This window comes from uncultured Limnohabitans sp., from assembly GCF_937889215.1.
In the GTDB taxonomy this organism is placed as follows: domain Bacteria; phylum Pseudomonadota; class Gammaproteobacteria; order Burkholderiales; family Burkholderiaceae_C; genus Limnohabitans_A.
In genome coordinates, this window is sequence record NZ_CALBEX010000119.1 from 1 (window position 1) to 9673 (window position 9673).

Sequence of the window (9673 nt, forward strand, 5' to 3'; positions counted from 1 at the left end):
GTGTACGGCCTAGCTGCCAACGCGACCGACGACGCGGCGGTGGCGAAAATCTTTGTGGCCAAGGGCCGCCCCGCCGACCACCCGCTGATCGTCCATGTGGCCAGCCTGGACCAAGTGCCGCTGTTTGCGGCGCAGGTGCCCGAGTTCGCTCAAGCCTTGATGGCCGCCTTTTGGCCTGGCCCACTCACCTTGATCCTGCCGCGCCAGCCCGGCGTGGCCACAGCTTCGGCGGGGGGGCAAGACTCCATCGGTCTGCGCTGCCCCTCGCACCCGGTGGCGCAAGCTTTGTTGCAAGCTGCGCTGCCGCTGGGCGTACTGGGCGTGTCGGCCCCCAGTGCCAACCGCTTTGGCCGCGTGAGCCCCACCAGCGCCGCGCATGTGCAGTCCGAGTTGGGCTCTGCCTTGTTGATTCTGGATGGCGGTGACTGTGCCGTGGGCATCGAGTCCACCATCATCGACTGCACCCGGGGCGAGCCCGTGTTGCTGCGGCCCGGACACATCACGCGGGCTCAAATTGAAGCGGCTTGCGGCCGCGCCGTGCTGGACAAGGACGCGCCGCAGGCGGTGCTGGGCCAGCCCGCGCCCCGTGCATCGGGCACGCTCGAATCGCATTACGCACCCCGCGCCAAGGTGCGTTTGATGCCCGCGCAAGACATCACCGCCAAACTGCAGGCCTTGGGGCCGCACGCCAACAACTTGGGGTTGTGGTCAAACGAAAGACCGGATGGCAGCGCCGGTGCCGGTGTGCTGTGGCGTGCTCAGCCGCACAGTGCCGAGCAGGCCGCGCACGATTTGTTTGGTGTTTTGCGCGACCTGGACGCCAGAGGTGTGACACAAATCTGGGTCCAGCTGCCCCCCGACACGCCCGAGTGGGAAGGCGTGCGGGACAGACTGCAGCGGGCGGCGGCTTGAGTCTTTCGTTGGGTTGAAAAAACAAGGCCCGCATGACGCGGGCCTTGTGCAGGAGTTTGAGCGATTATTTCACCGCGTCAAACAGCGATTTGGCCGCTGCGTGGCAAAACGGAGGGGCGTATGAACCATGGTAATTGGCGATGTTGGCCATGGTGATGGGCCCATAAGTTTGAACAATCAGCGGGTGGATATCGACCGAAGTCACGTTCGTCAGCCCTTTGGCGTCGAAGGCGGCTTTCATGACAGATTGATGCACAACTTGTGGAACGGTGGGGTCACCACTGCCGCTGCAAAGCATGGTTTGTGATTTGGGAGACCAATCCAGCAGGTCGTTCTTTTTGGCTGCCAAAAAGGTAGGGTTGCTCGGGTTCGTCAGGATGTCGCTGCTGAAACTTGTCTGAAACAGGGCGTCACGCGCTTGGTTAGGGGTCTCGCCATTGATGCCCGGTAATTTGCCTGAAGTGACCAAGGTTGTGTAATTCAAGGTGGCGCTGGGCAGCAGGCTTTCGATGCCGTTTGCGTAGGGCGATTTGAAAGCGTCCGAGACATTGCTGTAAAGATTGCCGTAAATCTTTTGCCAAGCCGTGATCAGGTAAGGCACAAAAAATTGGTAACCCGCAATCGCATCCGGCAGTTGCATGGAGCCTGACAGGTTGTAAGGGCCAGCCAGGTGAGCGCCTGCCACCACGTTGATCTCTGAGGACAAGCTCTTTTCAATCGCGCGGTGCGCGGCCATCGATGCATGGCCGCCTTGAGAGTAACCGGTCAACATGACCTTGCCATTGAGGCTGCCGCCCATGCCGACAACGGCGTTGCGAGCTGCTCGGATCGAGTCGATGACCGTTGTGGCCTCGGAATCGGCATGCAGGTATGGGTGGTAGCTGTAGTTGGACTTGGCAAATCCCAGGTAGTCGGTGGCCACCACGGCATAGCCTTGGCCTGCATACATGGCAGCCAGCAGGCCTGTTTCACTGTCGGCCGGGTTGGCCAATGTGCGGGGTTTTTCCACATCTGTACCTTTGGCGTAAGCCACCAGGGGGGCCGCGGCCGTGCAATCGGCGCCGGTAGGCAGCAGCAGCACACCCGATGCGTTGGAGATTTCGCCTTTGGCACCGGGGGTGACATAGTTGAGCGAGATAACTTTGACATCGCACTTGGCTTTGCCGCTCAAAGCGACCAAAGGCCCAGCATCCAGTTGTGCTTTGCTCAATGTGGTGATTAACGCAGGCGATTCGATCAAACTGCCGTGGGGTGCATCGCTGCCACCGCACGCGGCCAGCAGGGCCACGCCCAAAATTGAAATGCCGTATTTCATGGTTTTCATGACTTGTCTCCTGGGGTGTTAAAAAGAACGGACGTTCTTTTTAACTTTAGTTGAGTGATGCCGTTCAAGCCATGGGGTATATAACGATGTGAGGCAATAGTTAAAGGCGTCATCGGTAGCGCAACTTCATCACCAAAATCATCAGCGCCAGCGAGGTGGTGATGGTGTTGGCGATGATGATGGGCCAGGCCATCAGCATGATGCCGTAGACCAGCCACATCGCCACACCCACGGTGAACAGGCTGTACATGCCAAGTGAAATGCCGCTGACATCGCGGGTGCGAAAGGTCTGCCAAGCTTGCGGGATGAAGCTGGCGGTGGTGAGGAAGGCGGCCACAGAGCCGACCCAGTCGATCAAAATCATGGCCTTATTGTCCTTGCTCGCCGGCTTTGGATCGCTTGGCTGTGCGGGCTTTGGAGGTGTTGTTTTGGTCACGTACCGTCCATTCGAGCAGTTGGTCCAGTGCGGCCCGTGCTTGAGGGGCGTTGGGGTGGTGCAGGATGGCCACCACCGTGTAGCGTTGGCCGCTTTGGCCTTGCACATACCCTGCCACCGAGGCCACGTCCCGCAGCGAGCCGGTTTTGAACCATGCGTTGCCGATCACTGGCGAACCTGGGTTGCGGTCTTTCAGGCGCGCGGCCGTGCCGTCCACGCCCGCCAGCGACAAAGAGTCGACAAAGGCTTGCGCGTGGGGTCCGGCCATGGCCGCTTGCAGCAAAGCGGTCAGCGTGTGTGCCGAGCTGCGCTCGTGGCGGGACAGGCCGGAGCCGTTGTCCAGCACTGGCGCTTCGATGCCCGGGAATTGGCTGCGCCACCACTGTGATGTGCGCAAAACCGAGGCCTCGAAACGGCCCGGCGCACCCAATTCGCTGGACAGGCTCAGAAACAGTTGCTGTGCCATCACGTTGTTCGAGAATTTGTTGATGTCTTGGATGATCTCGGCCAAAGGCAAGGAGGGTGCCTCTAGCAGCAGCGTTGCCGAGGCCGGTCTGCGGCCATAGCGCACCTGTCCGCTGAGCCGCCCGCCAGCGGCTTGCCACATGGCTTGCATCACACGCGGCGCATAGTGCGCAGGATCGGGAAAGGCCACGGGCCATTCACGTTCGCCGCAGCTGGCGGGGTAGCGGCCCTGAAAACGTACCTGCAGCGGCTGGCTGAAGTCGGCCTGCAACTGGCCGCGCCAATCGTTGCAACGGCCTGGGCTCAAAGGCAGCTGCGTGGGGACAGACAGACCCGCCAGCGGGGGCTCGAATTGCACTTGCACGCGCCCGTTGGCGGTGTCGGGGGTGAACTTGTAAATCACCGCTTTGAAGTTCATGAGCAAGCCGTCGGGCGACACGTTGTAGGGCCGCAGGGGCTCGTCGTCAAAGGGCTCGCTGCGTTCGCGCACATCAAACACGCTGCGGTCCAGCACGATGTCGCCGCGCACCTCACGCACGCCCGCTGCGTGCACCTGCGCGATCAGATCTTGCAGGCGCTCAAGCACCAGTTTGGGGTCGCCGCTGCCGCGCACGATGAGGTTGCCTTGCAGCACGCCATCCCGCAGCGGGCCGTCGGTGTAGATGCGGTTGCGCCAGACGTGCTCGGGTCCGAGCAGGCTCAGCCCGGCATAGGTCGTGAACAGCTTCATGACCGAGGCCGGGTTGACGCTGGTGTGTGCTTGGTGTGACAGCCGGGGTTGGGGGGGCGGGCGGTTGTCCTTGGGCAAGGGGGCGATCAGCACGCTCAGTGCCGATGGTGGCACCTGGGCCTGGCGCAGGGTGTTCAGAACATCGCGCGGCAAGCCGGACGCGTGTTGACCGGGGCTTTGGGCGGGCGATGCGCTCTGGCGGTGGTGGGTGTGAGGGTTCGCTTGGGCGTTGCTGGTCAAAGCCAAGGTGCAGGTCAGTGCCAAAAAAAGTAATCGGGCCAGTGAGCGGGGAAGTGAGCCGACCAGGGTCGCCGCCTGTACGGGCAAAAACACATCGCCCTGGTCGGTGGCTTGGGATGCAAAACTGCCCGGTACAAGGGAGGGGGAGCAGGGGCGTTTGGCGCAGTGGGGGGACATCGGGCAAGTCTAACGGGCCAAAATGAAAACAGCGGGGCCGTATGATCCGGGCCATGCGATTTTCTTCAAAAACCGTGGGCCTTGCTTCTGCGGTCATCACTGTCTGTATCTGGACCGGCTTCATTGTCATTGCCCGGGCTTCGGCTTCTCGGGGGCTGCTGCCCTTGGACATCGCCTTGGCGCGCATCGTGGGGGCCAGCAGCATTTTGCTGCCCTGGGCCTGGTGGCTGATGCGGCCCGCACGGCAGGCGGGCCAAAAGATGGGCTCGCTTTGGGGCCTGTCGCCCTTGCCTTTGCACCAGACGGTACAGGCCGGCTTTTTAGGGGGCTTGCTTTACGCGGTGCTGGCCTACAGCGGTTTCTTTTTTGCGCCTGCGACCCACGCCTCGGTGTTGCTGCCCGGCAGCTTGCCACTGTGGACCACCTTGTTGGCCTGGTTGGTTTTGCGCGAGAAGGTGTCTTCGGCGCGCGCTTTCGGCTTGGGTCTCATCGTGCTGGGCGATGTGCTGGTGGGCGGTGCCAGCTTGCTCATGGCGTTTGATGGCGGTGAGGTCTGGAAAGGGGATTTGCTGTTCATGACGGCCGCCTGTTGTTGGGCGGGTTACAGCGTGACGGTGCGTCGCCATGGCTTGGATGCGGTGCGTGCCACCATGGCCATCACGGCGTTTGCCTTGGTTTGCTTTGCACCGGTGTATTTGTTCTTGATCGGCACCGGCGTGTTGCCCACACATTTGACCCGCGTACCGGCTTCTGAGATTTTGTTTCAAGCGGTGTTCCAGGGTGTGGGTTCTGTGGTCATTTCGGGCATCACTTTCACCCAAATGGTGCGCCACTATGGCCCCGTGCGCTCGACGATGATCACCGCGCTGGTGCCCGGCTTGTCAGCCTTGGGGGCGGTGTGGTTTTTGGGGGAGCCCATGCACTGGAATTTGCTGGCCGGGCTGGCGCTGGTGACGGGCGGTATTTTGTTTGGCGTGCGCCAAGCCAAGAAGCCTGCTGCGCCAGTTGCCGCGTTGACAGAGTCGGGGCATAAACCATGAGCATCTCCAGCAAAGCATGGCGCTGGCTGGCCTTTGACACCAGCACCGATGTGTTGTCTTTGGCCGTGGCCCATGGCAATCAAGTCTGGACCCAAACCTTGCCCGGCGGCGCGCAAGCCTCCAGTGGCTTGATTCCGGCCGTGTTGGCCATGCTGGCTGAGGCCGACATGCCCTTGTCGGGGCTCGATGCCATTGTGTTTGGTCGGGGCCCGGGGTCGTTTACCGGCTTGCGCACGGCATGTGCTGTGGCCCAGGGCTTGGCGTTTGGGGCCGATGTGCCGGTGCTGCCCGTCGACACTTTGTTGGCCGTGGCCGAAGAGGCCCGCTTCGTGCAGTCGGAGCAGGGCTTGTGCTTGACCGACTTGACCGTGCTGGCGCTGCTGGATGCGCGCATGGACGAGGTGTACAGCGCCGCTTACCGTTGGCAGGGGGCAGCCGGGCAAGCCCAAGGGGGCTGGCAAGACGTGGCGTCACTGCAGGTCAGTGCGCCAGAAAAAATTCAAATGCCCGTGGGGGCGCGGGTGTTGCAGGCGGGCAATGCTTTTGCCGCCTATGGCGACCGCTTGCCACAGGGCGAGCGCTGTGTCGCTTTGCCGAGCGCGGCGGCCTTGGTGCGCTTGGCACCCGCCTTGTGGGCGCAGGGGCAGGCGGTGCCCGCTGACCAAGCCATGCCGTTGTACATCCGCGACAAAGTGGCCAATACCACCGCCGAACGCGAAGCCATGAAAGCCCAAGCTGCCAACGCCAAGGCCGCAGCCCAGGCATAAAGAGGTGGGCATGAAGACAGAACCCAAACCAAGGGGGCCAGTCTCCGAAGCTGTCCGCAACGCGGTCACGCTGTCGCCCATGCTGCCCGACCACCTCGACGCCATCATGGCCATCGAACAAACGGCGTACAGCCACCCGTGGTCGCGCGGTAATTTTCGGGATTCGCTCAACCCCCTGTTTGATGCCCGCTGCCTTTGGCTTGACAGCGAATTGCTGGGTTACTTTTTGGCCATGCGAGGCTTCGAGGAAATGCATTTGCTCAACATCACGGTGGCCCCGGATCGGCAAGGCCAAGGTTGGGGGCACATGATGCTGGACGCCTTGTCGCTCCTGTCGCGTCACGAGGGCGCGCAATGGCTTTGGCTGGAGGTGCGGCAAAGCAATCAGCGTGCCTTGAGGGTTTATGAACGCTATGGGTTTCGGCAAGTCAGTCTCCGCAAGGATTACTATCCTGCAGACCGCCAGCAACGAGAGCATGCGGTGGTGATGAGTTTGAAACTGTGAGCCCCAACATGAGCGACCCGACCCGATTTGATTTGGATGAACGCCAACGCGCCATGTTGGCCGAGATGGGTGTGCGCGTGTGGTGGCCGCAACGTGTGGGCGAAGCCGAGCCAACGCGGGTGCCAACTGCGTCGTTGGCAGTCGCATCACCAGCCGTATCGGCAGCCGCATCGCCAGCCGTTGCTGCCACTTCCGCAAAACCGGTCCAGTCGGTGCCCGTTGCCGCTTCAATCGTGTTGGCACCATCGCCTTCCGCCTCACCCCTTGTGAAATCCGCTGCGGCACCCGCATCACCGGTTGTTTCTCAATGGCCTGAAGGCGTCTCGGGCATGGATTGGGACGCCTTGCAAGCGGCGGTCCATGGCTGCCAATCTTGTGCTTTGTGCGCCGCTCGCCAGAACCCCATTGTGGGCTCGGGCCATGCGGCGGCCCACTGGATGGTGGTGGGCGATTTGCCCTCCGAAGAGGACGATCAACTGGGCCAGCCTTTCGCTGGACAAGAGGGTGCGTTGCTGGACAACATGCTCAAGGCCGTGGGCGTGCAACGCCAGGTGGGGGCTTTGGCCGACGCGTCGTCAGCATCCGGCTCAGCGCATCTGACCCATGCTGTCAAATGTCGCCCTCCGGGTGGGCGCAACCCTGAGGCGGCAGAGTTGACGGTTTGCGCCGCTTATTTGTCTCGGCAGGTGGCGTTGGTGCAGCCCCGCGTCATTTTGGCCATGGGGCGTTTTGCCATCCAGACCTTGCTGGGCAGCACCGAACCCTTGGGCAAGCTGCGTGGCCGGTTACATGCATTTCAGGGCGTTCCTGTGGTGGTGACTTACCCCCCGGCCAATTTGTTGCGCACGCCTGCTGACAAAGCCAAAGCCTGGGCTGATCTGGTGCTGGCATTGCAGGTGGCCAAGGGCTGATCCCCGGCCGCGATCGGCCGGATTCGGTGGGTGCGCAGCACGGCATGGGCTGCGCATGGTCTTCAGGTCCGGCCTGACAACCGCTAAAATGTCGGGTTTTCCAGAATACTTCCCCGGAGCTGCCCACATGGCCAATCAACCACAAATGGCGAACGCCATCCGCGCGCTCGCAATGGACGCTGTTCAACAAGCCAACTCCGGTCACCCCGGTGCCCCGATGGGCATGGCCGACATGGCTGTGGCGCTTTGGGGCGATCACCTGCAACACAACCCCAAAAACCCGCATTGGGCCAACCGTGACCGCTTTGTGCTGTCCAACGGCCACGGCTCGATGCTGATCTATTCGGTGCTGCACCTGACCGGCTACAAACTGCCGATCGAAGAGCTGAAGAACTTCCGCACCCTGCACAGCAAAACCGCAGGCCACCCCGAAGTGGGCGTGACTCCCGGCGTGGAAACCACCACCGGCCCACTGGGTCAGGGCATCACCAACGCCGTGGGCATGGCGCTGGCCGAAAAAATGCTGGCCGCTGAGTTCAACCAAGACGGCCACAACATCGTCTCTCACCACACCTACGTGTTCCTGGGGGACGGTTGTTTGATGGAAGGCATCAGTCACGAAGCCTGCGCTTTGGCGGGTGCTTGGAAGCTGAACAAGCTGATCGCCCTGTACGACGACAACGGCATCTCGATCGATGGCCAAGTGGCCCCTTGGTTCATCGACAACACGCCCCAGCGCTTTGCCGCTTACGGCTGGAACGTGATCGACGCGGTCGATGGCCACGACGCCGCTGCCGTGTCGGCCGCTATTGCCAGTGCCAAGCACAGCGCCGACAAGCCGACGTTGATCGTCTGCAAGACCGCCATCGGCAAGGGTTCGCCCAACCGTGCAGGCACCTCCAAGGCCCACGGCGAGCCTTTGGGCGCTGAAGAGATCAAACTCACCCGCGAAGCCCTGGGCTGGACGGCTGAGCCGTTCAAGATCCCCAAAGAGGTCTATGCCGATTGGGACGCCAAGGCCGCAGGCGCTGCCCGCGAAGCCGAGTGGAACACCACCTTTGCCGCCTACAAAGCCGCCCTCCCCGCACAAGCCAAAAAATTTGTGCGCCGCATGAAGGGCGACCTGCCCAAGAACTTCAACCAAGTCGCGTTTGACGCCGTCGTGGCCGCCCACACCAAGGGCGAGACCGTGGCCAGCCGCAAGGCCAGCCAACTGGCGCTGGAAGCCTTCACCGCGGCCCTGCCCGAAATGCTGGGCGGCTCGGCCGACCTGACCGGCTCCAACCTGACCAACACCAAGAGCACCCCCGCCTTCCGCGTGGACTTGGCCGGTGACGTGGTCAAGACAGCCGAAGGCCAAATCGGCCGCCACATCAACTACGGCGTGCGCGAATTCGGCATGGCCGCGATCATGAACGGCGTGGCCCTGCACGGCGGCTACATCCCCTACGGCGGCACTTTCCTCACCTTCTCTGACTATTCACGCAACGCCATCCGCATGGCCGCGCTCATGAAGCAGCGCGTGATCCACGTCTTCACCCACGACTCCATCGGTCTGGGCGAAGACGGCCCGACCCACCAGTCCATCGAGCACGCCGCCAGCCTGCGCCTGATCCCTGGCCTGGACGTTTGGCGTCCTGCCGACACGGCCGAAACCACCGTGGCCTGGGCCGTGGCCCTGCAAAACGCCAACCGTCCATCGGCCCTGCTGCTCAGCCGTCAAAACCTGGCCTATTCGCCCAAGAGCGACCTGGGCGATATCAGCCGTGGCGCGTATGTGCTGTCCGAGCCTGAGCACGTCGGCATCAAGAAAACCCACGGCGTGATCATCGCCACGGGCTCTGAAGTGCAACTGGCCATGGCCGCACAAAAGCTGCTGGCCGAACGCAAGATCGGTGTGCGCGTGGTCTCCATGCCCAGCACCAATGTGTTTGACCGCCAAGACAGCGAATACAAGCAAAGCGTGTTGCCAAAAGGCCTGCCCCGCGTTGCGGTCGAGATGGGCTCCACCGACGGCTGGTGGAAATACGGCTGCGCCGCCGTGGTCGGCATCGACACTTACGGCGAATCGGCCCCCGCGCCTGTGCTGTTCAAGCACTTTGGCTTCACCGCCGAAAACGTGGCCGACACCGTCCACGCGGCGCTGCTCAAGGCCTGATTCAGGTC

General features: G+C 62.3%; 9 protein-coding genes. 6 read left to right on the forward strand and 3 right to left on the reverse strand.

Translation table 11 applies throughout. From position 1 onward, the window contains the following. Window positions 1-912 (forward strand): L-threonylcarbamoyladenylate synthase (locus tag Q0341_RS03080; protein WP_299510476.1); only part of this gene is annotated, 912 nt, incomplete at its 5' end. A 64-nt stretch (window positions 913-976) separates the two neighbouring features. On the opposite strand, the gene Q0341_RS03085 is transcribed toward Q0341_RS03080, so the two are convergent. The 3 genes from Q0341_RS03085 to dacB form a co-directional block, all read right to left on the reverse strand. After that, the gene (locus Q0341_RS03085) at window positions 977-2236 is read right to left on the reverse strand and encodes a lipase family protein (protein WP_299510478.1); all 1260 of its coding nucleotides are present in this window, start codon (window positions 2234-2236) and stop codon (window positions 977-979) included. Window positions 2237-2345: 109 nt separating this feature from the next. Then, window positions 2346-2600: a SemiSWEET transporter gene (locus tag Q0341_RS03090; protein ID WP_299510480.1), complete on the reverse strand. Its 255-nt coding sequence runs from the start codon at window positions 2598-2600 to the stop codon at window positions 2346-2348. Window positions 2601-2604: 4 nt separating this feature from the next. Further along, on the reverse strand, window positions 2605-4284 hold the full coding sequence (gene dacB / locus Q0341_RS03095; RefSeq protein ID WP_299510481.1) for a D-alanyl-D-alanine carboxypeptidase/D-alanyl-D-alanine-endopeptidase: 1680 nt from the start codon (window positions 4282-4284) through the stop codon (window positions 2605-2607). 53 nt (window positions 4285-4337) lie between these two features. Here dacB and Q0341_RS03100 point away from each other — a divergent pair, with 53 nt between their 5' ends. The 5 genes from Q0341_RS03100 (at window position 4338) to tkt (ending at window position 9665) form a co-directional block, all read left to right on the forward strand. After that, window positions 4338-5324 carry a DMT family transporter gene (locus Q0341_RS03100; RefSeq protein WP_299510482.1) on the forward strand — a complete coding sequence of 329 codons (987 nt, stop codon included), beginning with the start codon at window positions 4338-4340 and terminating at the stop codon, window positions 5322-5324. Then, the gene (gene tsaB, locus Q0341_RS03105) at window positions 5321-6091 is read left to right on the forward strand and encodes a tRNA (adenosine(37)-N6)-threonylcarbamoyltransferase complex dimerization subunit type 1 TsaB (protein WP_299510484.1); all 771 of its coding nucleotides are present in this window, start codon (window positions 5321-5323) and stop codon (window positions 6089-6091) included. Before Q0341_RS03100 ends, tsaB begins: the two co-directional genes overlap by 4 nt. A 79-nt stretch (window positions 6092-6170) precedes the next feature. Continuing rightward, window positions 6171-6596, forward strand: a complete 426-nt coding sequence (gene rimI, locus Q0341_RS03110; RefSeq protein WP_299510488.1) for a ribosomal protein S18-alanine N-acetyltransferase — start codon at window positions 6171-6173, stop codon at window positions 6594-6596. An 8-nt stretch (window positions 6597-6604) separates the two neighbouring features. Then, window positions 6605-7507 (forward strand): uracil-DNA glycosylase, encoded by a 903-nt coding sequence (locus tag Q0341_RS03115; RefSeq protein ID WP_299510486.1) that lies wholly within the window; start codon window positions 6605-6607, stop codon window positions 7505-7507. A gap of 127 nt (window positions 7508-7634) precedes the next feature. Continuing rightward, window positions 7635-9665: a transketolase gene (gene tkt / locus Q0341_RS03120; RefSeq protein WP_299510487.1), complete on the forward strand. Its 2031-nt coding sequence runs from the start codon at window positions 7635-7637 to the stop codon at window positions 9663-9665. Window positions 9666-9673: the final 8 nt, after the last annotated feature.

Coding starts and splice junctions, on each gene's coding strand:
- tkt (WP_299510487.1), top strand. CDS start 7,635: ATGGCCAATCAACCACAAATGGCGAACGCCATCCGCGCGCTCGCAATG.
- Q0341_RS03100 (WP_299510482.1), top strand. CDS start 4,338: ATGCGATTTTCTTCAAAAACCGTGGGCCTTGCTTCTGCGGTCATCACT.
- dacB (WP_299510481.1), bottom strand. CDS start 4,284: ATGTCCCCCCACTGCGCCAAACGCCCCTGCTCCCCCTCCCTTGTACCG.
- rimI (WP_299510488.1), top strand. CDS start 6,171: ATGCTGCCCGACCACCTCGACGCCATCATGGCCATCGAACAAACGGCG.
- Q0341_RS03115 (WP_299510486.1), top strand. CDS start 6,605: ATGAGCGACCCGACCCGATTTGATTTGGATGAACGCCAACGCGCCATG.
- Q0341_RS03090 (WP_299510480.1), bottom strand. CDS start 2,600: ATGATTTTGATCGACTGGGTCGGCTCTGTGGCCGCCTTCCTCACCACC.
- tsaB (WP_299510484.1), top strand. CDS start 5,321: ATGAGCATCTCCAGCAAAGCATGGCGCTGGCTGGCCTTTGACACCAGC.
- Q0341_RS03085 (WP_299510478.1), bottom strand. CDS start 2,236: ATGAAAACCATGAAATACGGCATTTCAATTTTGGGCGTGGCCCTGCTG.